The 25,539-nt window shown below is 59.9% G+C and carries 25 protein-coding genes and 1 pseudogene; 7 read left to right on the forward strand and 19 right to left on the reverse strand.

The window, feature by feature from the left end:
- Positions 1-36 precede the first annotated feature (36 nt).
- A complete protein-coding gene (gene dusA / locus ACA063_RS09630) occupies positions 37-1,032 on the reverse strand; it encodes a tRNA dihydrouridine(20/20a) synthase DusA (protein WP_497665655.1) in 996 nt (331 codons plus the stop codon).
- A 173-nt stretch (positions 1,033-1,205) separates the two neighbouring features.
- Here dusA and ACA063_RS09635 point away from each other — a divergent pair, with 173 nt between their 5' ends.
- Positions 1,206-2,198 (forward strand): threonine ammonia-lyase, encoded by a 993-nt coding sequence (locus tag ACA063_RS09635; RefSeq protein WP_497665656.1) that lies wholly within the window; start codon positions 1,206-1,208, stop codon positions 2,196-2,198.
- A gap of 99 nt (positions 2,199-2,297) precedes the next feature.
- Here the strand turns inward: ACA063_RS09635 and ACA063_RS09640 are convergent, their stop codons facing one another.
- Positions 2,298-3,089: a transporter substrate-binding domain-containing protein gene (locus tag ACA063_RS09640; protein ID WP_497665657.1), complete on the reverse strand. Its 792-nt coding sequence runs from the start codon at positions 3,087-3,089 to the stop codon at positions 2,298-2,300.
- 109 nt (positions 3,090-3,198) lie between these two features.
- Positions 3,199-3,903: a murein L,D-transpeptidase catalytic domain family protein gene (locus tag ACA063_RS09645; protein ID WP_497665658.1), complete on the reverse strand. Its 705-nt coding sequence runs from the start codon at positions 3,901-3,903 to the stop codon at positions 3,199-3,201.
- Positions 3,904-3,984: 81 nt separating this feature from the next.
- Between ACA063_RS09645 and ACA063_RS09650 the strand changes: the two genes are divergently transcribed.
- From ACA063_RS09650 to ACA063_RS09660, 3 genes and pseudogenes are all read left to right on the forward strand, one after another.
- Entirely contained in the window at positions 3,985-5,733 is a 1,749-nt protein-coding gene (locus ACA063_RS09650; protein ID WP_497665659.1) for a L,D-transpeptidase family protein, read from the forward strand.
- A gap of 10 nt (positions 5,734-5,743) precedes the next feature.
- Entirely contained in the window at positions 5,744-6,541 is a 798-nt protein-coding gene (locus ACA063_RS09655) for a WaaZ-like lipopolysaccharide core biosynthesis protein (RefSeq protein ID WP_497665660.1), read from the forward strand.
- A 302-nt stretch (positions 6,542-6,843) separates the two neighbouring features.
- Positions 6,844-8,416, forward strand: a pseudogene (locus ACA063_RS09660) (sensor domain-containing diguanylate cyclase).
- A gap of 58 nt (positions 8,417-8,474) precedes the next feature.
- On the opposite strand, the gene ACA063_RS09665 reads toward ACA063_RS09660, so the two are convergent.
- The gene (locus tag ACA063_RS09665) at positions 8,475-8,792 is read right to left on the reverse strand and encodes a hypothetical protein (protein WP_497665661.1); all 318 of its coding nucleotides are present in this window, start codon (positions 8,790-8,792) and stop codon (positions 8,475-8,477) included.
- A gap of 186 nt (positions 8,793-8,978) precedes the next feature.
- Here ACA063_RS09665 and ACA063_RS09670 point away from each other — a divergent pair, with 186 nt between their 5' ends.
- Positions 8,979-9,773 (forward strand): exodeoxyribonuclease III, encoded by a 795-nt coding sequence (locus tag ACA063_RS09670; protein ID WP_497665662.1) that lies wholly within the window; start codon positions 8,979-8,981, stop codon positions 9,771-9,773.
- Positions 9,774-9,884: 111 nt separating this feature from the next.
- Positions 9,885-10,712: an arylamine N-acetyltransferase family protein gene (locus ACA063_RS09675; protein ID WP_497665663.1), complete on the forward strand. Its 828-nt coding sequence runs from the start codon at positions 9,885-9,887 to the stop codon at positions 10,710-10,712.
- Between the two features lie 72 nt (positions 10,713-10,784).
- Here the strand turns inward: ACA063_RS09675 and ACA063_RS09680 are convergent, their stop codons facing one another.
- Positions 10,785-11,117, reverse strand: coding sequence for a BrnA antitoxin family protein (locus ACA063_RS09680; protein ID WP_497665664.1), 333 nt, complete (start codon positions 11,115-11,117; stop codon positions 10,785-10,787).
- Positions 11,118-11,120: 3 nt separating this feature from the next.
- Positions 11,121-11,402: a BrnT family toxin gene (locus tag ACA063_RS09685; RefSeq protein WP_497665665.1), complete on the reverse strand. Its 282-nt coding sequence runs from the start codon at positions 11,400-11,402 to the stop codon at positions 11,121-11,123.
- A gap of 254 nt (positions 11,403-11,656) precedes the next feature.
- Here ACA063_RS09685 and ACA063_RS09690 point away from each other — a divergent pair, with 254 nt between their 5' ends.
- Positions 11,657-13,174 carry a nucleobase:cation symporter-2 family protein gene (locus tag ACA063_RS09690; RefSeq protein ID WP_497665666.1) on the forward strand — a complete coding sequence of 506 codons (1,518 nt, stop codon included), beginning with the start codon at positions 11,657-11,659 and terminating at the stop codon, positions 13,172-13,174.
- 65 nt (positions 13,175-13,239) lie between these two features.
- Here ACA063_RS09690 and ACA063_RS09695 read toward each other — a convergent pair whose 3' ends face one another.
- The 13 genes from ACA063_RS09695 to antC all read right to left on the reverse strand — a co-directional run bounded on the left by ACA063_RS09695 (position 13,240) and on the right by antC (position 25,521).
- Entirely contained in the window at positions 13,240-14,472 is a 1,233-nt protein-coding gene (locus tag ACA063_RS09695; protein WP_497665667.1) for a dienelactone hydrolase family protein, read from the reverse strand.
- A 28-nt stretch (positions 14,473-14,500) separates the two neighbouring features.
- A complete protein-coding gene (locus tag ACA063_RS09700; RefSeq protein WP_497665668.1) occupies positions 14,501-15,289 on the reverse strand; it encodes an SDR family oxidoreductase in 789 nt (262 codons plus the stop codon).
- Positions 15,286-15,879: a cysteine hydrolase family protein gene (locus ACA063_RS09705; protein WP_497665669.1), complete on the reverse strand. Its 594-nt coding sequence runs from the start codon at positions 15,877-15,879 to the stop codon at positions 15,286-15,288. The genes ACA063_RS09700 and ACA063_RS09705 overlap by 4 nt, the downstream gene beginning before the upstream one ends.
- The gene (locus ACA063_RS09710; RefSeq protein WP_497665670.1) at positions 15,879-16,412 is read right to left on the reverse strand and encodes an aromatic-ring-hydroxylating dioxygenase subunit beta; all 534 of its coding nucleotides are present in this window, start codon (positions 16,410-16,412) and stop codon (positions 15,879-15,881) included. The genes ACA063_RS09705 and ACA063_RS09710 overlap by 1 nt, the downstream gene beginning before the upstream one ends.
- Positions 16,402-17,733, reverse strand: a complete 1,332-nt coding sequence (locus ACA063_RS09715) for an aromatic ring-hydroxylating dioxygenase subunit alpha (protein ID WP_497665671.1) — start codon at positions 17,731-17,733, stop codon at positions 16,402-16,404. The genes ACA063_RS09710 and ACA063_RS09715 overlap by 11 nt, the downstream gene beginning before the upstream one ends.
- Before the next feature lie 17 nt (positions 17,734-17,750).
- Positions 17,751-18,695, reverse strand: a complete 945-nt coding sequence (locus ACA063_RS09720; RefSeq protein ID WP_497665672.1) for a PDR/VanB family oxidoreductase — start codon at positions 18,693-18,695, stop codon at positions 17,751-17,753.
- 307 nt (positions 18,696-19,002) lie between these two features.
- On the reverse strand, positions 19,003-19,797 hold the full coding sequence (locus ACA063_RS09725; RefSeq protein WP_497665673.1) for an alpha/beta hydrolase: 795 nt from the start codon (positions 19,795-19,797) through the stop codon (positions 19,003-19,005).
- A 6-nt stretch (positions 19,798-19,803) separates the two neighbouring features.
- The gene (locus ACA063_RS09730) at positions 19,804-20,490 is read right to left on the reverse strand and encodes an ABC transporter ATP-binding protein (RefSeq protein ID WP_497665674.1); all 687 of its coding nucleotides are present in this window, start codon (positions 20,488-20,490) and stop codon (positions 19,804-19,806) included.
- A complete protein-coding gene (locus tag ACA063_RS09735; protein ID WP_497665675.1) occupies positions 20,483-21,232 on the reverse strand; it encodes an ABC transporter ATP-binding protein in 750 nt (249 codons plus the stop codon). The genes ACA063_RS09730 and ACA063_RS09735 overlap by 8 nt, the downstream gene beginning before the upstream one ends.
- Complete coding sequence (locus tag ACA063_RS09740) at positions 21,229-22,245, reverse strand: branched-chain amino acid ABC transporter permease (RefSeq protein WP_497665676.1); 1,017 nt, start codon at positions 22,243-22,245, stop codon at positions 21,229-21,231. The genes ACA063_RS09735 and ACA063_RS09740 overlap by 4 nt, the downstream gene beginning before the upstream one ends.
- Positions 22,246-22,255: 10 nt before the next feature.
- Positions 22,256-23,167, reverse strand: a complete 912-nt coding sequence (locus tag ACA063_RS09745) for a branched-chain amino acid ABC transporter permease (protein WP_497665677.1) — start codon at positions 23,165-23,167, stop codon at positions 22,256-22,258.
- A gap of 66 nt (positions 23,168-23,233) precedes the next feature.
- The gene (locus ACA063_RS09750) at positions 23,234-24,394 is read right to left on the reverse strand and encodes an ABC transporter substrate-binding protein (RefSeq protein ID WP_497665678.1); all 1,161 of its coding nucleotides are present in this window, start codon (positions 24,392-24,394) and stop codon (positions 23,234-23,236) included.
- Positions 24,395-24,498: 104 nt separating this feature from the next.
- Entirely contained in the window at positions 24,499-25,521 is a 1,023-nt protein-coding gene (gene antC / locus ACA063_RS09755; protein ID WP_497665679.1) for an anthranilate 1,2-dioxygenase electron transfer component AntC, read from the reverse strand.
- Positions 25,522-25,539 lie beyond the last annotated feature (18 nt).

Genomic DNA, 25,539 nt, shown 5'->3' on the forward strand with positions numbered 1-25,539 from the left:
TGCCGAAACAGTGAACAGGTTCAACCCGGGCGACCGTTAACGCCCCTCCAGCAACTCCGCCGCCTGATCCAGCAACGCCAAAGGCTCCTTGGCCTTGTGAATATCCACCGACAACAGCTGCCGAAACTTGCGCGCACCCGGAAAACCGGTGCCCAGCCCCAGCACATGCCGGGTGATATGGTGCATCGAACCACCCGCATCGATATGCGCGGCTATATAAGGACGCAACTGCGCCAGCGCCTCGGCCCGAGTGATCACCGGTGCCGTGCTGCCGAACAGCTGCTGATCCACCTCGGCCATCACATAAGGGTTGTGATACGCCTCACGACCCAGCATCACACCGTCGAACGTCTGCAAATGCTCGTGACAGGCTTCCAGCGTCTTGATCCCGCCGTTGAGAATAATCTCCAGTTCCGGAAAATCCGTCTTCAACCGCGCCGCCACGTCATAGCGTAGTGGGGGGATGTCGCGATTCTCCTTCGGCGACAGCCCCTCAAGAATCGCAATCCGCGCATGCACCGTAAAGCTCGTGCACCCGGCATCCCGCACCGTGCCAACGAAATCACACAACTGCTCGTAACTGTCCCGCCCATTGATCCCGATGCGATGCTTCACCGTCACAGGAATCGACACCGCATCGCGCATCGCCTTCACACAATCAGCCACCAACTGCGGATGCCCCATCAGCATCGCGCCAATCATATTGTTCTGCACCCGATCACTCGGGCAGCCAACGTTCAGATTGACCTCGTCATAACCATGCTCCTGAGCCATACGCGCGCACGCGGCCAGGTCCAGCGGAACGCTGCCACCGAGTTGCAGCGCAAGCGGGTGCTCGGCCTCGTTGTGGCGCAGGAAACGCTCGTGATCGCCGTTGAGCAAAGCGCCGGTGGTGACCATCTCGGTGTAGAGGAGGGCGTGCTTGGAGAGCAGGCGCAGGAAGAAGCGGCAATGGCGGTCAGTCCAATCCATCATCGGAGCAACAGAAAAGCGGCGGGACATTGGCGCAGGTGCAGCGGTGATTGGGAGCATGGGGAAATCTGGAGTCGGTGAGGCTGAGAGGTGGTGGAGTTTATCAGAGTTGAGGCGCTGAGCTTTGAGCGAGTCCTGCTTCCATGCCCTGTAGCAACGGGGTGGATTACGCGAGACAGTCATAAAACGGGCTGCTAGCATCCGGCTACCGAGTTTTTCGAGGAAGGGATTCCATGTTAAGAAAACCGCTCCATTCGCCCCCAGATCTCATCAATTTCACCTCCATCGTCGCCGCCGCGCAGCGGATATCTGGTTCAGTGATCCGCCCCCCAACTGTTTCGAGCCCTCGTCTGACTGAAAAGACCCAACGACCCGTCTTCCTCAAACTTGAAAACCTGCAGGTTGGCGGATCGTTCAAAGCCCGCGGCGTACTCAATAAATTCTCGGCATTGTCGGAAGATGTAAGCAGCGCAAAATTCGTTGCGGTCAGCGGCGGTAATTTTGGTATTGCCATCGGCGAGGCCGCGAAGCGCTTCGGTGCTGACGTGACGGTCATCGTCCCGAAGAGTGCGCCGTCGTCGTCGATTGAACGGATTCGCTCCTCTGGCAGTTCGGTCATTGTGGAAAGCGATGTTTATGCTGCGTTTTCCAGGGCGAAAGCGCTGGAGGAAGAGGGGTATGTGGTCATAGATGATTGCAGCGATACGCTGATCGCTGAAGGCCACGGAACGCTTGCCCTTGAGTTTATTGCCGATTGCCCTGCACTCACTGACGTCTTCGTTGCCGTCGGTGGCGGGGCGATGCTGGCGGGTGTGGCGACGGCGTTGAAGGCGATCAAACCCGACATTCGGATCTGGGGCGTCGAGACGGTCGGGGCGAGTTCCATGTACCAGGCTTTGCAGGCCGGAAAGCCGGTTGACGTCCAGATCAGTTCTATCATCTCAACGCTGGGCGTGCCCGTTATCGATGAACTGATGCTGGCCCACGCTCAACACTATGTAGAAGACATGGTGATCGTGACTGACCAGGAGGCGATCGAGGGCATGCTTGCCTTCGGAGAGGAGGCGGGATTATGGGTAGAGCTCGCGACTGGGGCGCTCATCCCTGCGGTAATTGCTACCGCACCAGAGCTTCCTGATAACGCAGTCATCGGCCTCGTGGTGTGCGGCGGAAATATATCGCATCAAGAGATGGGGAAGTGGGCGGACGCTCCGCGAATGTCCTGATTGTGCGAAAGCGGCCCTCCTGCTGTTGGGAGGGCGCTGAATTAGCGATTGCTTCGCAATCGGACGCAGGCTTCGCCAGCTGCTACAGGAGACGCATTGTTAGTTAGGGGCGGGCACTGCCAGCCATTGTCCCAGCACTTTCTGATAATTCCCGGAGACCTTGGCCAGGTGCAGCCATTGATCGACGTAAAGCTTCCAGGTCATGTCATCGCGAGGCAGCAAGTAGGCCTTTTCGCCGTACTGCATGAATTGAGTCGGATTCACCGCGCACAAACCAGGCTTGAGTTTTTGCTGGAACAACGCTTCCGACGCATCGGTAATCATCACGTCTGCTTTCTTGTCCAGCAGCTCCTGAAAGATGGTCACGTTGTCATGCAACCGCAGTTGCGCGTTGGGCAGGAAGGCATGAACAAACGCTTCGTTGGTACCGCCCGCCGGTTCAACTAAACGCACCGATGGCTGGTTGATCTGCTCGACTGTCTGGTACCGCGACTGATCTTCGCAGCGCACCAAGGGGATTTTGCCGTCGACATCAAGCGTGGTGCTGAAGAAGGCTTTCTTCTGGCGTTCCAGGGTGACGGAGATGCCGCCCATGCCGATGTCGCATTTGCCCGCGACCAGGTCAGGCATCAGGGTTTTCCAGGTGGTTGGCACCCATTCGACCTTTACGCCCAGGCTATCGGCCAGTGAGCGGGCCATGGCAATGTCGATGCCGGAGTATTCGCCGTCTTCGGCTTTGTACGTGTAGGGTTTGTAGTCGCCGGTCGTGCAGACGCGCAGTTGGCCCTGCTGCAGGACGCTGTCCAGATGAGAAGGGCCTTCCTGGGCCTGCACGCTAATGGACAGGGCGAGCAGGCTACCGAGTAGCATCGTGCTTTTCAGGTTGTTCATTATTTTTAGGCTTATTTGATGGTTCGGGTGAACCGATCAAACCATCAAAGCAGAGCAGAATCCAGCATTGAACTATGCCCTTTGGGGAAGGGCATAGTTCACAAGTAACCTATTTGCGATTGGTGGTTTTCCCGGCCGAGGCCACAGTGGCGCCGCTGCAATTAATATAAGAAGAAGATTTCAGCCAGCGTTGATCCGGGTAATACGAAAACAGCAACTGCCCATCTTTCATCGAATCAATCAGTCGGCGGGCAACCGCAGGTCGCACGGCCGGGCAACCCAGGCTTCTGCCGATCCGGCCATTGGCACGGGCCAGCACCGGGCTGACGTAGGGCGCGCCGTGGATGACGATGGCGCGGTCAAATGCGTTGTCATTGAAGCCGGGCTCCAGGCCTTCCATGCGAAGTGAATAGCCATTTTGGCCGACATAACTCGCCTGGGTGCGATACAACCCCAGACTGGTGGCGAAGCTTTCATTTTGATTGGAGAAGTTCACGGCCATGTTCTCGCCGCTGTTTCGGCCGTGGGCAACCAGTTCATGAAAAAGCAATTTGCGCTTTTTCAAATCGAACACCCACAGGCGTTGTTTGGTCGAAGGCAGTGAGTAATCGATCACGGCCAGACGCTGGGCAGGAATTGAGCCCTGGACTTGTGAGCATTGTGAAGCACGTACGGCGAGGTTTATAACAGTGGCGTTGGCATCGGGAGCGGCTTTGACGAGAGCGGCTGCAAGTGAATCGGCGTACGCTGCCGGTACTGAAAGGGATGTCAGCAGCAGGGCCGTGAATAACGAACGAATGCGGTCTCGCGCCATATAGATGTCTCATCGTGATAGTTTCGAGTCTAGCTGTTTGCGGGAAGCTAGCCGTTTAATTCGGGAGATTAAGGATTATCCATGGTGCAATTAACAAGGTTATTCGTCATAAGCCGCGTGTTTTTTATGGTCTTTCTGATCAGCGGTTCTGCGCTTGCAGAAAATTCGTCGATTGAGCCGACAATTGCTCCGAACATCCTTAGGGATGCAGCCGTCGACGACAACGTCGGCCAGGCGATTCAAGCGAAGCTTTCGCCACTTACCACAGCATTTCCGCCATTGCTGACTTCGTCGCGTTACAAGCGAGTCGATATCAGTCGCATGGTGCTGGATTTCTACTCCCATCGCGGTTACCGCGCGGCCTGGACAAACGAAAAGGACGTCGCGCAGTTGTTCACCAGCCTGCACGCCACTCAGGTTGAAGGGTTGAACCCGGCGGATTTTCACATTGATGAGCTGGCCAGGTCCCAGCCGTTGATGCAGGCCGAAACATCGACACCTGAGCAACGCGCTGCGTTTGATATTGCCGCGACCCACACATTCCTGACTGCGCTGCTGCAATTGCGCCGCGGCAAGGTCGATCCTTCTCGACTGGATATTCACTGGAATTTCGACCCGGCCGATGTCGATCCACGTGAAGACGTGAACAAGTTTTTCATCGCGCTCGATCAGCATGATGTGGCCAGCGCCTTTGCCCAGGCGCCGCCCCAAGAGGCCGTTTACGTGGGCTTGCGTGAAGGCTTGGCGCAGTTACGCAAGGTGCGCGAGATCGGTGGCTGGCCGAAAGTTGCCGAAGGTCAGTCGCTCAAACCGGGTATGGATTTACCTGCCATCGCGCAGTTACGAGCGCGGCTGGTGGCTGGCGGTTTTCTTGATCCGCGCCTGGCGCGGGGAACCCAGTACGACGCCGCCGTCACTGCGGCGGTGAAGAAGTATCAAACCGATCAATACCTTGGTGCCGATGGCGTGGCAGGGGCGACGACCCTGGCGGCGCTGAACGTGCCCGTGGACGCGCGTATCGATCAGGTGCGAGTGAACATGGAGCGCGCGCGTTGGCTGCTGTACAAGCTGCAAGGTACGTTCGTGATTGTCGATATCGCCGGGTACAAAGTGGCGATGTACCGTGACGGCAAACCGATCTGGCGCTCCCGGGTGCAGGTGGGTAAACCGTTTCGCAATACCCCGGTGTTTCAGGCCGAGATCACTTATGTCACGTTCAACCCGACCTGGACGGTGCCGCCGACGATTCTCAAGGAAGATGTAATTCCGAAGATCCAGAAGAACCCGGATTACCTCGCCGCGAACCGTATTCGAGTGATCGACCGGCAGGGCGCGGTGCTTGATCCGTCGAGCGTTGACTGGAGCAACCCGCGTGGCATCAGCCTGCGCCAGGACGCCGGTCCGGACAGCTCGTTGGGTCAGGTGGTTATCCGGTTCCCCAATGACTACGCAATTTATCTTCACGACACGCCACATCGCGAGTTGTTCTCCAAAACCGTGCGCGCCACCAGTTCGGGCTGCATTCGCGTAGAGAACCCGTTGCAACTGGTCGAGCTGTTGTTCAACGACCCGGTACATTGGGACAGTGCCGGTATTCAGAAACAGTTGGCCAATGGCAAGACGCAAAACATCAAGCTGCCGGTCAAAGTGCCGGTGTTGTTGGCGTACTGGACGGTGGACCTGAGTAAGGACGGTCGGGTGACTTTCAAACCCGATGTCTACGACTACGATTCGGCGGTCCTGAAGAGTTTGAATCTGCCGTCGAAATTACCCATTCTGGATTTGCTGCGGGCAGGAGCTCCCGCCGTGGTGATCAACCCGAAACAATAGGGGGCTGAATATGGATGTTGCGCAAAAAGCCAAGGAACTGCTCAAAAGTCCGCGACAGGTGCGTGACCTGGAAGAGTGCCGCAATGTTGAAAATGGCGCGGTTTTTATTATCGCTTCAGGTGCATCGGCCAAAGATTTTCCCCTGGCGAAGTATGCCGACGTGCCGATGATCACAATGAACGGGGCGATTTCGTTGTTTATCGGCTCTGGCGTCAAACCGTACTTTTACATCTGCTCGGATGACGCTTTCTACAGGGAGCAGCCCCGTCTGAGTGGGGAAGCGATGCGCCTTAGTCAGCGTGTGGCCGTGCCACAAAACCACATGTATTACGAGGCACTTGATCCTGCGGGTCAGCTGTATCTATTGACCCGTGCACCGAAACTTTCCTGGTTCGATCTGATGTGTCGACGCGACGAGGAGCTCATCAGAAGTCGAAAGTTGGGGGCGGGTCGCAATAGAAGCCTGGGGTTCAGCAAGAACCTCAAACGCGGTTTTTTTGATGCCCGCACCGTGGCCTATCTGGCGCTGCAAATTGCCTATCACGTGGGATTTACCAAAGTGTTTTTGGTGGGCGTCGATCTCGATCAGTCGGCGAATCGATTTTATGAAACGCCGGGCTCGTTCGTTTCACCTTGTACGCTGGACGAGCATTTTCATACCCGTATCCTGCCGTCGTTCAAGATCCTGTCGAAGTACGTCATGAACAAAGACTTTCAGGTCTACAACCTGTCCAGATCCTCAAGGATTCCCTCTGAACTGGTTCCCCGAGTGACGTTTGAGGACGTCGACAGGATGATTGCTGGTTAATCCCCCTGATGAAACCAAACCTGTAGCAGCTGGCGAAGCCTGCGTTCGGCTGCGCAGCAGTCGTAAACCTGAACGCGCGGTCGTCCTGAAATATCGCGCTGCTTGATTTTACGACTGCTGCGCAGCCGGACGCAGGCTTCGCCAGCTGCTACATAAAGCGGTTCAAGGTTCGCAGGTTGTTCCGCATAGTGTGATGCGATGCCTCTAAAGGACAATTGTCTCGTCACTAAGGCGTAGACTACGCTCACAAAAAACAAGGGCTTTGGGTCGGTGCCCACGCCTTGCCCTCTCAGGATGAGCTTTTGCCAATTCCCCTTCACGATCCGCTTCACACCCCCGGTGGTACGTTGAAACGATTACCGCTGCGTAAGGCAGCGGTATTGTTTATTGCGGCGGTCTGCCTGTGTCTCTGTGGTCTGTTGTACCTGCAACTGGAGCAGTCCCGCCGCCATGATCTGGCTGAAGCGCAGGTGGCATCGTCCAACCTGACCCGTGCCATGGCGCAGCAAGCCGAAGACACTTTCATGAAGGCCGACCTGGTACTGAGCAGCCTGGCCGACTGGATTCAGGCCGACGGCTACGGCGCCGCGCAGTTGCCACGCCTACGCAAAACCTTCGCGCGGCGAGTACTGACGCTGAATCAGTTGCACGGCATTTTTCTGTTCGACAAGCAGGGGCAGTGGGTGGTGACCTCGTTTGACGACCTGCCTCGCGGTGCGGGTGTGGCAGACCGTGAGTATTTCAAGTTTCACCAGCAGAACGTTTCATCTGTGGCTCACATCGGTCCGGCTATCCGCAGCAGGGAGAACGGAGAGTGGATCATTCCGGTGTCCAAGCGGGTGAACGACCGAAACGGCAAGTTCCAGGGCATCTTGATGGCCGGGATCAAGATGTCTTACTTCGATCAATTCTTCAAAAGCTTCAGCATTGATGACAACGGTTCGATGTTTCTGGCGCTGACCGATGGGACCTTACTGGCTCGACGACCGTTCGTGGAGGCACAGATCGGTACGTCATTGGCCCAGGGGGAAATCTTTCAGACATTGCTGCCCAAGGCATCCACCGGCAACGCCATGATCGGCTCTGTAGTGGACGGCATTGTGCGGTTGTACGGCTACCGTCAGCTGGACGCGTACCCGCTGGTCGTTTCCGCCGCTTCCTCCGAGGATGCGATTCTCAAGCATTGGTACGACACAGCGTTTCAATCCATCGTAATTGTCGCGCTGGTGTTGCTCGGTGTGGGGCTGTTCGGTTGGGTATTCATTCAGCAGGTACGCAATGGCGAACGCATCGAGACTGATTTGCGTGAGGCTCAGGAAGCCCTGGAGTTGATCGCGACCCATGACAGTCTCACCGGATTGGCCAACCGACGGCTGTTCGAGCGGGCGATGGACATCGAGTTCGGACGTGGGGCCCGCCAGGCGAGTTCATTGAGTCTGATCATGCTCGATATCGATTTCTTCAAGCGTTACAACGATACCTACGGGCACGTGGCCGGTGATCACTGCCTGGCTGAAGTGGCCCGGGCGATAAAGGGTTGCTGCCATCGTAAGGCCGATCTGGCGGTGCGTTACGGCGGGGAGGAGTTCGCGGTGTTGCTGCCGGACACGGACATTCGGGGGGGCGATGGTAATTGCCGAACAAATAAGACGCAGTGTCATCGACAAGAACATTAGCCACACCGGTTCGCCCACAGGCAATCTGACAGTGAGCCTGGGGTGCTATTCATTCGTGCCAACGGGGCGCGACAGTCTCGAAGTGTTCGTTGAGCGTGCAGACGCGGCGTTGTATCAGGCCAAACATTCAGGTCGCAATCGCGCCGCGGCGCTGTCGATGGAAGGCGGCGCAGAAGCGTTGATGCGGTCTGATCGTTGAGATGAGCGAGCCGGCGAACAAAGCAGCCGACAGTTAATTATCGACTGCCTTTACGCGTTCAGCTGCCTGTCCCACCTCCCGCGCCACCTGTTCCCCCACCGGCCGCACCGGTACCTCCGCCTGCGCCAGAGCCACTGGTGCCGCCGTTGGTATTAACGCCAGAGCCGCTTGATGAGCTCGATCCGCTGCTGCTACCCGACGTGCTGCCGGGTGCAGGGGCGCCTGTGGTGTTGTTGGGCGACATCGTCGAGCCACCGGTCGAACCTGATTTGGTACCGGTTGCATCAGCGCCATCGCCGGAGGCTGCATAAGTGGCGAAAGAAGCCGCGGATAACAAGCCTGCCAGTATCAGGGAAGAGATTTTGAGATTGATCATGGTACGTCTCCAAAAGTGAGTCGTTACCTGAAATTGGTGTCACGGACCGCGTAATTGGTGCCTTTTGGATGACGAGTGGTCGACCACGCCAAGAGCGCTTCATCCAGCCAGCTCATTACCCGGACGCAACCACCCAAACGCGCAGGTGTCACACGCTAGACACCTCGTTATTAGGAGCGTTGGTCCGTGAAAAAATTACGAATCGCCACCTTCAACGTCAACGGCATGCGTGCCCGACTGCCCAATCTGCTCGCCTGGCTGGAGCGCGAGAAGCCGGATATTGCTTGCTTGCAAGAGCTTAAATCGGTCGATAGTGCCTTTCCCGCCGCCGAGCTTGAGGCGGCCGGCTATGGCGCGATCTGGCAGGGCCAGTCGTCGTGGAACGGGGTGGCGATTCTGGCGCGGGATGCACAACCGCTGGAGAGTCGGCGAGGTTTGCCGGGCGATGACAGCGATACGCATAGCCGGTATCTGGAAGCCGCCGTCCATGGCGTTCTGGTGGGCTGCCTGTATCTGCCCAACGGCAACCCTCAGCCGGGACCGAAGTTCGACTACAAACTGGCCTGGTTCGAGCGGCTGATCGCGTATGCCCAGGACTTGCAGGCGAGTGACCATCCGGTGGTGCTGGCGGGCGATTACAACGTGGTGCCAACCGATCTGGACATCTACAACCCGCGCTCCTGGCTCAAGGATGCGTTGCTGCAACCACAAAGTCGTGAGTGTTATCAGCGCCTGCTCGATCAAGGCTGGACGGATTCCCTGCGTCATCTGTATCCGGAAGATCGGCTCTATACGTTTTGGGACTACTTCCGTCAGCACTGGCAGAAAAATTCCGGGCTGCGCATCGATCATCTGCTGCTTAACCCGGCCTTGAGTCCTTATCTGGAGGAGGCGGGCGTGGATGCCTGGGTGCGCAACGAACCCCATGCCAGCGACCATGCCCCAACGTGGATCAGGTTGGGCTCGCGCAAGCGCCGTTGAGGTTTTCTCGCAGGGCTATTGGCTAAATCAATTGTCGGTCCGATGAGCTTTTGGCCTATACCTGTGGCCCATCGGTGGAGCGATCCGCGGCCACTTCAAAAGGACTGAACAATGAGCGAGCCACGCCTGACACATCTCGCGCAGTACCTGCAACGACTCGGTTTCGACACCCCTCCGGCACCCACGCTGGAAACACTGCGCCTACTTCAATTGCGCCATACCGGCGCTTTTCCGTTCGAAAACCTGTCGACCCTGGCCGGCGAGCCGGTATTGATCGATTTGCCATCGATCGAGCGCAAATTGCTGCACGAAAGGCGGGGCGGTTACTGCTACGAACTCAACTGTCTGTTCCTGGTCTTGCTGCAAACGTTGGGCTTCAATGCGCGTGGCATTAGCGGTCGAGTGGTGATGGGGCAACCCGAAGGAGCGTGGACCGCCCGCACGCATCGTCTGAGTCTGGTCAGCCTGGAGGGTGTGCGCTACATCACTGATGTCGGTTTCGGTGGCATGGTCCCCACCGCGCCACTGCTGCTCGATTCACTTGCCGAACAGCTCACGCCGCATGAGCCGTATCGCATCGAGCAGCATGCCGATGGCTACACCCTCCGCGCCAACGTAGCGGGCGATTGGCGCGCGATGTACATCTTCGATCTGCAACGCCAGGAAGACATCGATTACGCCGTCGGCAACTGGTATGTCTCGACTCATCCTGAATCGTCTTTCACCAGGCAATTGATGGTGGCGCGGACTGGGGAAGGGTGGCGACGCACACTCAACAATGGCAGTTTTGCCATTCACCGGATGGGCGGTGAAAGCGAGCGGCATCAAGTGGCGGATCTGGATGAGTTGATTGATCTGCTGAAGACGGAATTCGGCATTCAAGTGCCGGCGCATGCGCGGTTGCGGCAAGTGTTGGAGCGGTTGATTCAGGGCGTATGAATACCTGTAGGACAGATAGAAAAAGGCAGCGCTGCTAAATCTGCCTTTGGTTGCCCATTACCGGCATCGGACTCAAGGCTTCATCACCCGATGGATTTCGTTGAGTGCCTCGGCCAGTTTTTTCTCGAGATTTTTCAGTTCAGCGGTCGTTATTCCTTCGTTGATATGCGGCGCATTGCCAACAGCGGTGTGTTGATCGAGACCGGCCGATTTGCCTTTCTCGTTGAGTAAGGCCTGGCGCAAGGTATTGTTGATAACCGTCTGATAGCCATAGCCCTCGCTCTCGGCCAAAGCGCGAGCAGCCTCTATAACCACATCATCGAGCATGATGGTGATTCGGGTTTTTCCTTTGCTGGATGCGATGGCTCCACGCTTGGCATTGCTGAAATCGTGTTCGTTTTTCATAGGTCAGGATTCCTGATAGCTGCGGCGCTCGTTTTTTGTGGCAACTCGCGCGGAAATGATTCGAACGAAATTCGGGTCCCGATAAGTGAACGCATCCACGAGCAAGCGCCCTTTGGCATCCATCCCCGTGATGATCCACCGCTGTTCGTCATGATGGTTGTCCTGCACCGTCATCGCTCGGTCGTCGTAAAACACCGCCTCCGTCTCCGCCAGGCTGATGCCTCGGTGCTTTAATTTGTTAGCCGCGTTCTTTGCCTTGTCATATTGAATTTCGAATGAGTTCATTATGCATACTTTATATGTATAAGCGAGGGGCGTCCGTGCCAACGGTCGCTGCGAGTGATGAAGATTAGCGGGGGAGGGAGGCGGGGCAGGCGGGATGTGTTTCAAGGATTTTTCTGGAGGAAAGGTCAGCGCGGGCGGAGGAAAATGGACATGTGTCCATTATCTGACTGGTGAGTTGTATACAACTCTATAGACATTTGTCCTGAGTCTTGCATACAGTGTGCGCAGAATAAAAACCAGGGAACCCCCCAACCATGAAAACGCCCCATGTTTCACACCAACGGCCCGAGGATGAAAATCTTGGAGTCGGCGCAAATATGGCTTATGGCCTGCAACACGTTCTGACCATGTACGGCGGTATCGTCGCAGTGCCATTGATTATTGGCCAGGCGGCCGGGCTTTCGCCGGCGGACATTGGTTTGTTGATTGCTGCTTCATTGTTTGCAGGGGGGCTGGCGACGTTACTCCAGACCCTTGGTTTACCGTTTTTCGGTTGTCAGTTGCCGCTGGTACAGGGCGTTTCCTTCTCTGGCGTTGCGACCATGGTGGCGATTGTCAGCAGTGGCGGGGAGGGTGGTTTCCAGTCGATCCTGGGGGCGGTCATTGCCGCGTCGTTGATCGGGTTGCTGATCACGCCGGTGTTCTCGCGCATCACGAAGTTTTTCCCGCCGTTGGTGACGGGCATCGTGATCACCACCATCGGCCTGACGCTGATGCCGGTGGCCGCGCGCTGGGCGATGGGCGGCAATAGCCATTCCCCTGACTTCGGCAGCATGGCGAACATTGGCCTGGCGGCGGTGACCCTGGTGTTGGTGCTGCTGTTGAGCAAGATTGGCAGCGCAACCATCTCCCGTCTGTCGATTCTGCTGGCGATGGTGATCGGTACCCTTCTCGCGGTGTTCCTCGGCATGGCGGACTTTTCGAACGTGGCCCAGGGCCCGATGTTCGGCTTCCCGACACCGTTCCACTTCGGCATGCCAACCTTCCACTTCGCCGCGATTCTGTCGATGTGCATCGTGGTGATGGTGACGCTGGTGGAAACCTCCGCCGACATTCTGGCCGTCGGTGAAATCATCGACACCAAAGTGGATTCCAAGCGCCTGGGGAATGGTCTGCGTGCCGACATGCTGTCGAGCATGATCGCCCCGATCTTCGGCTCATTCACTCAAAGTGCCTTCGCCCAGAACGTCGGGTTGGTGGCGGTGACCGGGATCAAGAGCCGCTTTGTGGTGGCCACGGGTGGTTTGTTCCTGGTGATCCTGGGTCTGCTGCCGTTCATGGGGCGGGTGATCGCCGCGGTGCCGACTTCGGTGCTCGGTGGTGCCGGTATCGTGCTGTTCGGTACGGTGGCGGCCAGCGGTATCCGTACCCTGTCGAAGGTCGACTATCGCAACAACGTCAACCTGATCATCGTTGCCACTTCCATCGGCTTCGGCATGATTCCTATCGCCGCACCCAACTTCTACGATCATTTCCCAAGCTGGTTCGCGACCATTTTCCATTCGGGCATCAGTTCGTCGGCGATCATGGCGATCGTGCTTAACCTGGCGTTCAACCACCTCACCGCAGGCAACTCCGACCAGCAATCGGTGTTTGCAGCAGGGACTGAGCGTGTTCTGCGATATCAGGATCTGGCAGCGTTGCGCGAAGGGGATTATTTCAGCGAAGGCAAGTTGCATGACTGCGACGGCAAGGAAATCCCGGTGATCGAGGTGGATCACGGGCACGGAGAACCACGGCCGGCGCATGCGAAAAGCAGTGAACATGTCTGACGTTCTCAGCGAATGAAAAAAGGCCGATCTGTGCATGACAGATCGGCCTTTTTATTACCCGGTCGTTATTGCTCGCTTTGCGTCCAGCGCCCCATCAACGTGTTGGACGGCCGCTGTTCATCCAGCAACTTCCTCGCCGTTTCCACCCCGGCCACCGGCAGCCCCTCAGGGTTCAACAGGCCAATCTGCACCAGCACACTGGCCTGGTCCCAGTAGATGTGCTCGTGGTACAGCTTGTCCCCGCGGAACTTGATCACCCCCAGCATCGGAATCTCGACGTACTTGCCGGTCGGTGCCACGTTGGGCAGCATCCAGTCGATTTCGGTGCTGTGGGTAAAGCACATGATGAATTCATCGACGATCTGCAGTGCACCGATGGTGCGGGAAATCGGGATGAGCTTCATGTCCGGCGGGTTGCCGTGGACAAAATGGTGCTGGTAGAAGCGGCTGAGTTCCTTGGCTCCAACACCGCCGGTCATGGTCGGAATATGGTTGACGTAGGGTTCGGCGACCATGGTTGCCATGGTGGCGGGCACGTCGCGGGTGTCGAACTCATGGCGAATGTGTTCTTCCCACAGGGCGGACAGATTGAAGTGCGGGCCGATCTCGCGCTTGAGTGCGGCGATGCTGCGTTCATGGGCCATCAGCGAGGCCGACCTGTCGAAGTGTGCGCTGCCGGCCCGGGCGAAGGCGTGGTCGACGCCTGGGTATACGTAGATTTCGGTTTTGTCGTTGCCGCCAAGGTGCTCGCTGATCCGGGCGCGTGCACTGGCGTCGCAGTAGCCATCGTTTTCGGCAAAATGCAGTACCAGGCGGCCCCTGAGGTTTTCCGACTCGTGCAGCAGGTGTTCGATGCCCATGCCGTAGTAGCCGACGGCGCAGGCCACATCGGTACGCGTGGCGGTCAGCCAGGCCAGTTTGCCGCCCATGCAGAACCCGACATAACCCAGGCCCGTGCCTTCGACTTCAGGCAATGCACGCAAGGCGGTGAAGCAGGCGTCGATGTCGCTGACGGCCTTGTCCATGTCCAGGCGCTGAAACAGATCAATGGCGACGGCAAAGTCCGCTTCGGTGTAGCCCAGGTCAACGCCCGGCTGCAGACGCCAGAACAGGTCCGGCACCAGCGCCACGTAGCCTTCCTCGGCATAGAAATCGGCCACCGCGCGCATGTTGGCGTTGACCCCGAAAATCTCCTGGCCGATCACCACGCCGGGGCCCTTGCCGCTGGCGGGCAGGGCCAGGTAAGCGCCGAACGTGGCGCTGCTGTCCGTTGCCTGGATCTCAATCATCTTGCCCATGTCATCTACCCCATTCGGTTATCAGGTTTTATTGGCTGTCACGGTGTTGCTGGAACCACACCCGCGGCGACACGCCACGGTCTGGCCCGAGAATCGAAAAGCCGCCGTCTACTGGCACATCGACACCGGTCATCCAGCTTGCACCGGCGCTGCACAGAAAAGCCACCACGCTGCCGATCTCATGGCCACGGCCGATGCGCCCGAGCGGGTGAAAAGGTGCTCCGACCCGATCCGCCAGGTCCGGGTCGTTGTCGCTGAAGTCGGCGACGCTGGGTGACCAGGTCCAGGCCGGGGATACGCTCAGCACCCGGATGTGCTCCGGGGCCAGGGTCATGGCCAGGTTCTTCGTCAATTGCAGGATGCCGGCCTTGGAGGCGGGGTACAGCGCGCGCCCGGCCGCGCCGAATTTGCCGCCGGTGCTGCCCATGTTGATGACTACCCCTCCGGCGGGCAGATGCACGGCGGCTTTCTGGGTAAAGATGGCCGCCGACACCAGATTGACGTTCAGGGTTTTCAGCCATTGTGCACGGTCCGAGGCCAGTCCCTGATCGGTGTACAGGCACGCGTTGTTGACCAGGATGTCGAGCCTGCCGAAGCGCTCCAGCGTGGCCGCGATGCACCCGTCGATGTCTTCGTCGCGCTCCACGTCGCAGGCTGAAAACGCGCAATCCATTGTTTGCGCCAATGCCTGGCCGGTGTCGGCGTTGCGCCCCACCAGCATCACTTGGGCGCCCTCGGCTAACAGTTGCCGTGCGATATCCAGCCCCAGCCCCTGAGTGCTGCCGGTGACAATCGCAACTTTGCCTTCGAGCATCATGACAAGTCCTCCAGTGCTTGCGTGACGGGGCTGATATGGGCGATCACCGCCATGCTCGCCAGCGAGGCCGCATGCATGCCGCTGTCTGCGCTGGCGCAGGCATCTGCCGCCACCGTCACCTCGAAACCGCAATCCACCGCATGGCGCACCGTGCTTTCCACCACGGAGTGGGTCGCCACGCCAGCGATCAGCAGGCGCGAAGGGTTGAACTGGTGCACCACGGTTTCCAGCGCCGAACCAAAAAAAGCGTTGATCCGGTGATGGGTGATGACGAACTCATTGCGGCTGTCCAGCGGCGCCAGGGCGCTGAAAAACTCCGCGCCCCAACTGCCTTCCCGGACCGCGCCGAGGCTGGCGACCGTGCGCAGGATCGGCGCGTTCTGGATCAGGTCACCGTAATCCGCACGGAACGCCACGCGCACGTGGACGATTGGCCAGCCCTTGGCGCGTGCGCCGGCGAGCAGTCTGCCGGCCGCGTCGAGCAGCGCAGCACGCGCGCGGTCATCGGCGCCCAGCCCGACCCGAATTTTGCCCTCCGGGTGCAATACGTCGTTTTGATAGTGCAGGGCGATCACCACCGGCGTATTCATCACACGAACACCTCAAGGTTGGCGAACACATCGTTGCAGTTGATGAGGTCCACGCGCTTGAGCTGGATCTGCCAGCCGCCACCGTCCTGGGCGGCCAGTTTATAGGTGTAGCGACCGGCGAGCTGGCGCTGTTCCAGACGCCATTCGCTGTACTGGAAGCTCGCGCTGATCACCAGCAGACCCTCGGCATCGAGCCCCTCGACCATCACGTTGCCGACCAGGTGCGCGGTTTGGGTCTGGGGTTGCTGGGACCAGTTGCGAGCGTTCTCCACCCGACGGATCCGCACCTCGCGCAGCATGCGGTCTTCCCAGAACAGCGAAATATGGTCGAACGGGTTGGCCTGCTCGTGCTTGTGCGGCACCCAGTACATACCGGTGTTGGTGAACAGCTTGTCCCATTCCCAGAAACGCCGCTCATCCAGCAGGCGCGCCTCCCGGTAAAGAAATTGTTCGAGCTGGCGCAGGGTCTCGACGGGCACATTGGCGGGGGTCAACTGGCGGGTGTCGACGTCGATTCGGCGGTCAAGCAGCATGGGTGCTCTCCTTGGCGATCAGCGTGGCGGTCATGAACTGTTTCCAGGCGGCGAACTGGTTGCGCATCGGCAGTTCGCTAGTGCCGTTGGTGGACACCGCGCCGTCGTCCAATGGCTGATCGGTACCGACGTAGCGGTGCATGCTGATCCACTCGCCACCGCGGGTCATGTTGCCTTCCTGGCAGCGCGCATAAACCTCAACATCGTCGGGCATCACGTTGGAGGAGGGCGAGTTGATGACGTTGGCGTAGGTCAGCGCGCGATCGAACACGGCCTCCGGTGCTCCCTTGCAGCGGAAGGTCTGGATCTCGACCATGGTCTGGTCGACGGCGATCGGGCGGATCACCCGGAACTGCATGAACACCGTGTGCGGGGAGCCGCTGCCGTAGATCACCGTGTTGTGGCGGTTCATGCCCAGGATTTCCTTGGCACGCTGTTCGCCGTAGGCCTGGCTCAGGCATTCGAAATGAGCGCGGGAGACCTCGTCGCGCTCGGCGGCGGCCGGGTCGAAGATGGCTTCCATGTAGCCGTGGCCGTTGTGGTAGGCGCGCAGTTCAAGCTTTTCCCAGAAGTCATAGGGCTCGCCGTTGCCGTCCATGATCAGCAGTTCGAAGGGCATTTCACCGATGGCTTCGGCTTCGCCACGCGCAGCGTCCACCGACGATTCGTGGGTCACGCGGGCGTGCATGGTGTCGTGCAGGTTCTCGTAGAACACCTTCCAGTTCGAGCGTTGCTTGACGCGGAAAATGCCGCCCGCCACTTCGACTTCACCGACTGGCGAGCGGTCGCAAAGGTTGTCGATGGAGGTGATGACGCCGCCCAGAAATGCTTTCAGGTCCGGTCCGAATGCTGCCTGGCTGGCAAACACAAACCCGCGATAGGTGTCGACGCGGGCCACGCTGGCCATGGAGAAGTCCGGGTGTTTGGGGTCGTAGCAGGTGCCTTCGAAACCGCTCTTGAGCGGCGCCGACAGATGCTGGCCGTCGAGCTTGAAGGTCCAGGCGTGGTACGGGCAGCGGAAGAATTTGCCGACACTGCCGTCGCCGTCGGCCACCAGTTTCGCGCCCTTGTGCGGGCAGCGGTTGTACAGCACGCTGACCTGCTGGTTGGCGCAGCGCACCATGATGACATCCTGATCGCCGATTCGCGTGGTGTGGTAGTCGCCGGGGTTCTTGACCTGGCTTTCATGGCCGACGTAGATCCAGGCGTTGCCGTAGATGCGCTCCATTTCCAGCTTGAACAGGGTCGGGTCGGTGTAGACGCTCTTGTGAACGCTGTCCTCGCGGATCAAGGCAGCGATTTGCTCATTGGTCGGTATCACGGGATGTCCTCGGCTTTTCACAGATCGAGCACCAGCAGCGCGCTGCTGGCACGGGAAACACAGGTACAGAAACTGCCACTGGCGCGGTCGCGCGCCGACAGGCAGATGTCGCGGTGATCGGGCTGACCGTCGATGACCTGGGCGACACACACGCCACAGTCACCCCGTCGGCAGTCGAACATCGGGTCCAGGCCAGCCTCGAGCATGGCGTCCAGCACGCTTTGCCCGGCGGCGACTTGCAGGCTCACGCCGCTCTCGCGCAGGTGCACCTCAAAACCGTGATCACCGGCCATTTCCAGGGCACCGCTGAACAGTTCGTAATGCAGGTGATCTTCGGCCCAACCCTGTTCGCGGGCGCAGGCCAGTACGCTGTTGAGCAGGGCGGTCGGGCCGCAGATGTAAAGGTGCAGGCCCGGTCTTGGCGAGGCCAGGATCGCGGCGGCCGGGAAGCGCTTTTGCGGGTCGCCGCCGCTGATCCAGCAGTGGTGGTCCAGGCAGGCGCGGGCCTCTGGCAGATACGCCATCTGTGCTTCATCACGACCGGCATAGTGCAGGGTGAACGGCTTGCCCGCTGCTTGCAGCGACCTGGCCATGCTCAGCATGGGCGTGATGCCGATGCCACCGGCGATCAGCAGGTCGTGTTCGGTGTTTTCACACAGCGGGAAGTGGTTGCGTGGTGCATCGGCCAGCAGTTCATCGCCGACCTTGAGCGAGTGCACCCAGCGGGATCCCCCTGTGCTCGTCTCTTCGAGCTGGACGGCGATTTCGTAGTGCTCGCCGTCGGGCAGGTTGACCAGGGAATAGGCTCGGCGTTGAGCGCGATGGCCAGGGACATGCAACTCAAGGTGCGCCCCGGCGGTGAAGCCCGGCAGTCTCTGCGCGCTGCTGGACACCAGCAACATGCGGCGGATTCTGGGGGTCAATAACTCGATCTGTTGGACCCTGAGCGAGAGGCTGGACATACGCAATTCCTGTCTGAATTCGTAGCCACTGTATGAAGCTTGAGGGGTTCAAAAAAGCCGCAAACGGCAAACCGGTATCCACTTCTGGCGAGAGTGATTACGATGCCGATCTTTCAAGCTGCACCGCAACCTGTAGCAGCTGGCGAAGCCTGCGTTCGGCTGCGTAGCAGTCGTGAATACTGAAATCCGATTCACTTGATGCACCGCACTGCCTGACCCAGCGACTGCTTCGCAGCCGAACGCAGGCTTCGCCAGCTGCTACAAGGATCGCGTGTTGGCTTCAGGGATCGGCATCAAAGCAATCGGATTAACGCTCTAGACAGGCGAGCAGGGCGCGCAACTGTTCGCCATCCGCCCAGGCCAGATCGTCCAGCACCGCAAAATGATGACACCCCGCAAGCTCGACAAGGCTCACGGCCTGCCCGGCCTCGCGACAGGCACTGGCGTAGTCGCGTGAGTGCCGGATCAGTTCCGGTAATTCATCCGCGCCTACGGTCAGCAATAACGGCGCGCCATCACCGATCAGCCGCTGCGGGCTGTAGCGCTGGATGTCTTCTGCGCTCAGTTGCAGCTTGTCGTTCAGCCAGCAGCGACTGATGAGGTCTAGCTCCATCAGGCCGCTGATGGGCATGGCCAGCGTCACCAGTGGATGCCCGCGATGCAGCGCAGTCAGATGCCCGCCCGCCGAGTGCCCGCACAGCACCACCTGCTGACCGATGTTCAAGGCTTCGCGATGCGCCCAAAGGTAGTCCAGTACTTTGCCGATTTGCCCGACGATGGTGCCCATGCTCGCCTCGGGCGCCAGGGTGTATTCCAGCAATCCGACATTGAACCCGGCTTCGATCAGGCCTTCGGCGACGAAGGCATAGTCGTCCTTGTCCGAGGCCTGCCAGTATCCGCCGTGAATGAACAGCAATGTCGGCGCCCCGACATCCGCCTGGGCGTACCAGTCGAAACGCTCGCGCAGGGCATCGCCATACGACACGTCTCGTTGCCAGGCATGGCTCGCGTAAGTCTCGGCGCTGCGCTGGCGAAAACGCTGCATGATCTGTGGAAAATCACCCACGGCAGCAACGTTGTTGTAGGCCTGATCGAGGTCCATGGCGGCTCACACTCCCAGGTAACGTTGCGACAGTTCGGGTTGTCCCGCCAGTTCCTGCGGTGTGCCGTCCCAGACCTGGCGTCCCTTTTCGATAATGTGATGACGGTCGACCACCCGCGCCATTTCCTTGAGGTTCTTGTCGATCACCAGAATCGTCTCGCCCTCGGCTTTGAGCGTGGCCATGCAATTCCAGATCTGCTCGCGAATGATCGGTGCCAGGCCTTCAGTGGCTTCGTCGAGAATCAGCAGGCTGGGGTTGGTCAGCAGTGCGCGGCCGACCACCAGCATCTGCTGCTCGCCGCCCGACAACGTGCGTGACAGCTGGTCCTGTCGCTCCAGCAAACGCGGGAACAGTTCATAGACCCGCGCCAGGTCCCACTTGCCCCGCGTGGCGGTGGCCAGCAGATTCTCCCGCACGCTCAAGGTGCCGAAGGCGCGGCGGCCCTCCGGCACCAGCCCCAGGCCCGCCTTGGCGATGCGAAAGGGCGCTGCACCGCGCATCTCCGTGCCGTTGATGCGGATGCTGCCGGCACTGGGCTTGAGCAATCCCATAATCGATTTCACCGTGGTGGTCTTGCCCATGCCGTTGCGACCGATCAGCGATACCACCTGGCCTTGCTCGATGCTCAGGTGCATGTCGAACAGCACCTGGCTCAAGCCGTAGCCCGCTTTCAAGCCTTGAACTTCAAGCATGTTCTTCTCCCAGGTAAGCGGCCCGCACTTGCGGATCGTTGCGCACTTGCTCGACGCTGCCGGTCAGCACCGTCTGCCCGTACACCAGCACCGTGATGCGGTCGGCGAGGGCGAACACCGCGTCCATGTCGTGTTCAACCAGCAGGATGGCGTAGCGGCCCTTGAGGCTGTGCAGCAGCTCGGTCATGCGTGCGGATTCGTCGGCACCCATCCCGGCCATCGGCTCATCGAGCAACAACACCGAAGCTTCCTGTGCCAGTGCCAAGGCGATCTCCAATTGCCGCCGTTCGCCATGGGACAGCTCGTGGACCGGGTCTTGCGCGCGAGGGCCCAGGCCCACCTGCTGCAAATAGCCCAGCGCCGGTTCCAGCAGGCGGGTGTCGCGGCTCAACGGACGCCACATGCCGAACGCTTTGCCTTCGCGGGCGGCGATGGCCAGGGCGATGTTCTCCAGCAGCGTAAACTCGGTGTACAGCTGACTGACCTGGAAAGCCCGCGCCAACCCCAGGCGCGGCCGCTGCCAGGCTGGTACGCGGGTGATGTCCTTGCCGTTGAGGTGGACCTGGCCCTGATCAGGGAAAATTTCCCCGGCGATCTGCGCGATCAGCGTGGATTTACCGGCGCCGTTAGGGCCGATGATGGCGTGCAACTCGCCCTTGGCCAGTTCAAGGCTGGCGCCGTTGGTGGCTTTCACCGCACCGAAAGACTTGTACAGATCACGAATCGACAGTTGTGAGTTCATGGGCGTGCCTCCACGGCGGCGTTCGGTTTGACGGCCACCACCCTCGGTTTGCGCTGCAACACGCCCAGCAGTAATCCGTAAACGCCTTTCTTGCCGAACAGCACCACCAGCAACAACAGGGGCCCGAAGATCAACATCCAGTGTTCGGTCCACTGGCTCAGCACCTGTTCAAGGCCCAGGTAGGCGGCCGCGCCCAGCAGAGGGCCGATCAGGGTCCCGACGCCGCCGAGGATCACCATCGCCATCAGCTCGCCGGACTTGTGCCAGGCGCCCATGTCGGGGCTGACAAACAGCGCGTAATTGGCCCACAGAATCCCTGCCAGACCACCGCCGGTGCCGGCAATCACAAACGCCGTCAGGCGATAGCGCAAGGGTTTGAAGCCCAGGCTGACGCTGCGTCGCTCGCTCTGCTTGAGCCCGCGCAGCACGTAACCAAAACGCGAATTGACCAGCCGCCGGCACAGCAGCAACCAGCCGGCCAGCAAGGCTACGCACAGGTAGTAGAAGTGGTTGGGGTCACCCAGATCGAGTGCGCCTAAGGTATTGCGCTGGTTGAGCAGAATGCCGTCGTCGCCGCCGTACAGCGACAGCGAGCCGAGCACGAAGTAGAGCATCTGGCCGAACGCCAGGGTGATCATGATGAACTGCACGCCGCTGGTGCGCAGCGACAGGTAACCCACCAGCAGCGAGAGCAGCGCGCAGACCAGCAGGGCCAGCGGCCACACCACCAGCGCGCTGTTGCTGCCTTGCCAGCCCCACAGCGGCATGCCTTGCGAGGTGTGAAAGGCAACGATGCCGACGATGTAACCGCCGAGGCTGAAGAACGCGGCATGGCCGAAGCTGACCATGGCGCCGTAACCGATCAGCAGGTCCAGGCTGATAGCCGCCATGCCGTAGATCGCCAGACGGGTGAAAAAGCTGACCAGATAAGGTTCGTGCAACCAGTGGGCCAGCAGTGGCATGCAGGCGAAGGTCGCCAGGCACGCAAGATCGATGATGAGACGGGGTGACATAACGTTCTCCTCAGGCGCGGGCCGGCAGCAGGCCGCGCGGGCGCACCAGCAGCACCAGGGCCATGACGATGTAGGCGCTGGCGGAAATCAGCCCGGCGCTCAGGGTGCTGCTGGTGTCGCTGGGCAGCAGTTGGTCCAGCAACGGCGGAATGTAGGCACGACCCAGGCTGTCGACCATGCCGATCAGCAAGGCGCCCACCAGCGCACCGCGTACCGAGCCGACGCCGCCGACGACGATGACCACAAAAGTGGTGATCAGGATCTTCTCGCCCATGCCGATCTCCACCGACAGCAACGGTGCCGCCATGAAACCGGCCAGCCCGCACAGCACGCAGCCAAAGACAAACACCAGGGTGTACAGCCGGGCGATGTTGACGCCCAGCGCACCGACCATTTCATGGTCGTCGGCACCGGCGCGAATCAGCATGCCCAGGCGCGTGTGGTTGATCAGCAGCCACATGCCGACCGCCACGAGCAGCCCGGCGGCGATGAACAGCAGCCGGCTGACCGGGTACATCAGCCCCGGCAGCACTTCGACAAAACTTGAATACCATTCAGGCGTGGGCATTGCCGGTGGGCTGCGGCCGAAGATCAGGGTCAGCAGTTCATTGCTGAAGAACACCACGGCCAGGGTCGCCAGCACCTGATCCAGGTGATCGCGTTGGTAGAGGCGGCGCATGATCGAGGTTTCGATCAGCGCGCCGTAGCAGGCCGAGCCGATCAGCGCGGCCAGGCCACCCAGCCAGAACGAACCGGTGGCCATGGCGGTGTAGGCGGCACAGAAGGCGCCCACCATGTAAAAGGCACCATGGGCCAGGTTGATCACACCCATGATGCCGAAAATCAGGGTCAGGCCTGAGGCCAGCAGAAACAGCAAGGCGCTGTATTGCAGGCCGTTGAGAATCTGTTCGAGCAATAACATGACTGCGTTCCTCATGAAAACGCCCCGCAGGTGTTCTGCAGGGCGAGGACGGGGCTCAGAGACCGGTCAGATCGAGCATTGAGCGGCGTAGCTGTCGACGTGGCGGGTCGCCAGGGTCTTGATCGGCACTTCGATCAGCTTGCCGTCGGCGCCGGTCTGCACTTGCAACAGGTACCAGTCGATGACCGGGTGCTGGTTCCGGGCGAAGCTGAAGTCACCGCGAATGGAGTCGAACTTGACGTTTTTCATCGCCTCGCGAAACGCCGGCTGGTCTTTCAGATTGCCCTGGGAGGTTTTCAGGGCGGCGCCGATGAGGCGTGCCGTGTCGTAGGTTTGAGCGGCATACACCGTAGGGACGCGCTTGTACTTCTCGGTGAAGGCCTTGATGAAGGCCTGGTTGGCCGGATTGTCCGATTGCGGGTTCCACAAGGTCACAACGTTGGTGCCCTTGGCCACGTCGCCGACCGCGGCGAGCATGCGTTCATCCATGGAGAACACCGGTACGACCATCGGGACCTGTGCCGACAGGCCCGAGCCGCCGTATTGCTTGGCGAAGTTGATACCGCCGCCGCCCGGATGAAACTGGAAGATTGCGTCCGGCGCCAGTGAACGCACGCGTGCCAGTTCTACCGAAAAGTCGAGCTGGTTGAGCTTGGTGTAGATCTCGGTCACTTCGCCCTTGTAGGTACGCTTGAAGCCGGCGAGCGCGTCACGGCCACCCTGATAGTTGGGCGCCAGGATCACCATTTTCTTGTAGCCCAGCTCGTTGGCGGCGACACCGGCCATCTCGTGGGGGGTGTCGTTCTGGTAGGAGCCGACGAAGTAGTTGGCCATGCACTTTTCGCCGGCAAGGGTCGAAGGTGCGGTGTTGTTGCTGACGTAGAACGCGTCCTTGGTGGTGGTGTTGATCACGGCCGCCAGCACGTTGGAAAAAATCACCCCGGTATACAACGAGATGCCGTCCAGGCTCATACGGTCGGCGATCTGCTTGGCCTTGGCCGGCTGCAGGCCATCGTCTTCCACAATGAGTTGCACCGGCACGCCGCCGAGCTTGCCGTCTTCCTGGTCGATCGCCAGCTGGAAGCCGTCGCGCGAGTCTTCGCCAAGGTAACCGGCGGGGGTGGAGAGGGTGGTGATGAAGCCGATTCGGACAGGCTCCACGGCCTGCGCAGCCGTCGCGGCGCAGAGGGAGGTTGCCAGACATGCACGCAATACCAGGTTTTTCATGAGGCGGCCTATGAAGTAGGTCGTGCCAACGCACGGTAGATGTCGATGAGGGCAGTGATGCAGTGTTCGGTCGGGCCGATTAATTGTTGTTATGGGGGGCGGTGTCAGCTGTTGCTCTCGGTGAACTTCTCCAGGTAAAGACGGCTTTGATCCAGGCCGTGTTGCTGGCGCCAGTCCTTGATCGACTCGACCATCGGCGGAGGGCCGCACAGGTACAGGTCGAACGGCTGGTCGCGCAGTTCGGCCAGGTCGAGGTGATCGGCGATGTAGCCGGTCTTGCCCGGCCAGTCGGGGTCGGGATTGCTGACCACTGGCGTAAAACGAAACCCCGGGATCCGTGCGGCATAGGCCTCGATGCGCGAGACCTCGCACAGGTCCGCGGCCTCGCGCACGCCGTAGTACAGGTGTACCGGGTGGCCGCAGCCTTGCTGATCGGCAATCTGCTCGAGCATGCCGAGGAACGCCGACAGCCCGGTGCCGCCGGCCACCATCACCAGCGGGCGGTCGATATGGCGCAAGTAGAAGGCACCCAGCGGCGCTTCCATGTGGATCACGTCTCCGACCTGGCAGCGATCACGCACGTAGTCCGTCATCACGCCGCTGGGCAGCAGCCGAATAAGAAACTGCAGGTGGCTGCTGCCCGGCGCGCAGGCAAAGGAATACGAACGCCGATGCTCGGTGCCCGGTACCTGCAGGCGGGCGTACTGGCCCGGCAAGTAGTCCAGCGCCGCACCCGCTGCGCCGACCTCCACATGCACGATGGCGGTGGTCGGAGAGACCTGCCGCACCTCGCTTACAGTGCCTTGCAGGCTGCTCGGGCCGTTGCTGCCGCAGAGGCTGGAATCGAAATCGAAATAGAAGGCAGCGTCCGACTGCACGCGCGTCTGGCAGGTCAGCACCTTGCGCTCGGCCAGGTCGCTGGCCGACAAGGCTTCATCGTCCACGTAGTCCTGGGTGTACTGCCCGGATTCACAGCGGCCCTGGCAGGTCGCGCAAACCCCTTCGCGGCAGTCCAACGGAATCTTGATCCCGCTGCGCAGGGCCGCGTCGAGCAGGATTTCATTGTTCTGCACGTTGCAGAAGAGTGTTTTGCCGTCGGCGAAATTGAAGGCGACCTTGTGCGTCATAAGCGTTAATCCGCAGGG

The organism is Pseudomonas sp. LBUM1643, from assembly GCF_059716215.1.

What these genes read in the sequence shown, in the direction of transcription:
- dusA (WP_497665655.1), bottom strand. Translation starts at nt 1,032, where the DNA reads ATGCTCCCAATCACCGCTGCACCTGCGCCAATGTCCCGCCGCTTTTCT.
- ACA063_RS09635 (WP_497665656.1), top strand. Translation starts at nt 1,206, where the DNA reads ATGTTAAGAAAACCGCTCCATTCGCCCCCAGATCTCATCAATTTCACC.
- ACA063_RS09640 (WP_497665657.1), bottom strand. Translation starts at nt 3,089, where the DNA reads ATGAACAACCTGAAAAGCACGATGCTACTCGGTAGCCTGCTCGCCCTG.
- ACA063_RS09645 (WP_497665658.1), bottom strand. Translation starts at nt 3,903, where the DNA reads ATGGCGCGAGACCGCATTCGTTCGTTATTCACGGCCCTGCTGCTGACA.
- ACA063_RS09650 (WP_497665659.1), top strand. Translation starts at nt 3,985, where the DNA reads ATGGTGCAATTAACAAGGTTATTCGTCATAAGCCGCGTGTTTTTTATG.
- ACA063_RS09655 (WP_497665660.1), top strand. Translation starts at nt 5,744, where the DNA reads ATGGATGTTGCGCAAAAAGCCAAGGAACTGCTCAAAAGTCCGCGACAG.
- ACA063_RS09665 (WP_497665661.1), bottom strand. Translation starts at nt 8,792, where the DNA reads ATGATCAATCTCAAAATCTCTTCCCTGATACTGGCAGGCTTGTTATCC.
- ACA063_RS09675 (WP_497665663.1), top strand. Translation starts at nt 9,885, where the DNA reads ATGAGCGAGCCACGCCTGACACATCTCGCGCAGTACCTGCAACGACTC.
- ACA063_RS09680 (WP_497665664.1), bottom strand. Translation starts at nt 11,117, where the DNA reads ATGAAAAACGAACACGATTTCAGCAATGCCAAGCGTGGAGCCATCGCA.
- ACA063_RS09685 (WP_497665665.1), bottom strand. Translation starts at nt 11,402, where the DNA reads ATGAACTCATTCGAAATTCAATATGACAAGGCAAAGAACGCGGCTAAC.
- ACA063_RS09690 (WP_497665666.1), top strand. Translation starts at nt 11,657, where the DNA reads ATGAAAACGCCCCATGTTTCACACCAACGGCCCGAGGATGAAAATCTT.
- ACA063_RS09695 (WP_497665667.1), bottom strand. Translation starts at nt 14,472, where the DNA reads ATGGGCAAGATGATTGAGATCCAGGCAACGGACAGCAGCGCCACGTTC.
- ACA063_RS09700 (WP_497665668.1), bottom strand. Translation starts at nt 15,289, where the DNA reads ATGATGCTCGAAGGCAAAGTTGCGATTGTCACCGGCAGCACTCAGGGG.
- ACA063_RS09705 (WP_497665669.1), bottom strand. Translation starts at nt 15,879, where the DNA reads ATGAATACGCCGGTGGTGATCGCCCTGCACTATCAAAACGACGTATTG.
- ACA063_RS09710 (WP_497665670.1), bottom strand. Translation starts at nt 16,412, where the DNA reads ATGCTGCTTGACCGCCGAATCGACGTCGACACCCGCCAGTTGACCCCC.
- ACA063_RS09720 (WP_497665672.1), bottom strand. Translation starts at nt 18,695, where the DNA reads ATGTCCAGCCTCTCGCTCAGGGTCCAACAGATCGAGTTATTGACCCCC.
- ACA063_RS09725 (WP_497665673.1), bottom strand. Translation starts at nt 19,797, where the DNA reads ATGGACCTCGATCAGGCCTACAACAACGTTGCTGCCGTGGGTGATTTT.
- ACA063_RS09730 (WP_497665674.1), bottom strand. Translation starts at nt 20,490, where the DNA reads ATGCTTGAAGTTCAAGGCTTGAAAGCGGGCTACGGCTTGAGCCAGGTG.
- ACA063_RS09735 (WP_497665675.1), bottom strand. Translation starts at nt 21,232, where the DNA reads ATGAACTCACAACTGTCGATTCGTGATCTGTACAAGTCTTTCGGTGCG.
- ACA063_RS09740 (WP_497665676.1), bottom strand. Translation starts at nt 22,245, where the DNA reads ATGTCACCCCGTCTCATCATCGATCTTGCGTGCCTGGCGACCTTCGCC.
- ACA063_RS09745 (WP_497665677.1), bottom strand. Translation starts at nt 23,167, where the DNA reads ATGTTATTGCTCGAACAGATTCTCAACGGCCTGCAATACAGCGCCTTG.
- ACA063_RS09750 (WP_497665678.1), bottom strand. Translation starts at nt 24,394, where the DNA reads ATGAAAAACCTGGTATTGCGTGCATGTCTGGCAACCTCCCTCTGCGCC.
- antC (WP_497665679.1), bottom strand. Translation starts at nt 25,521, where the DNA reads ATGACGCACAAGGTCGCCTTCAATTTCGCCGACGGCAAAACACTCTTC.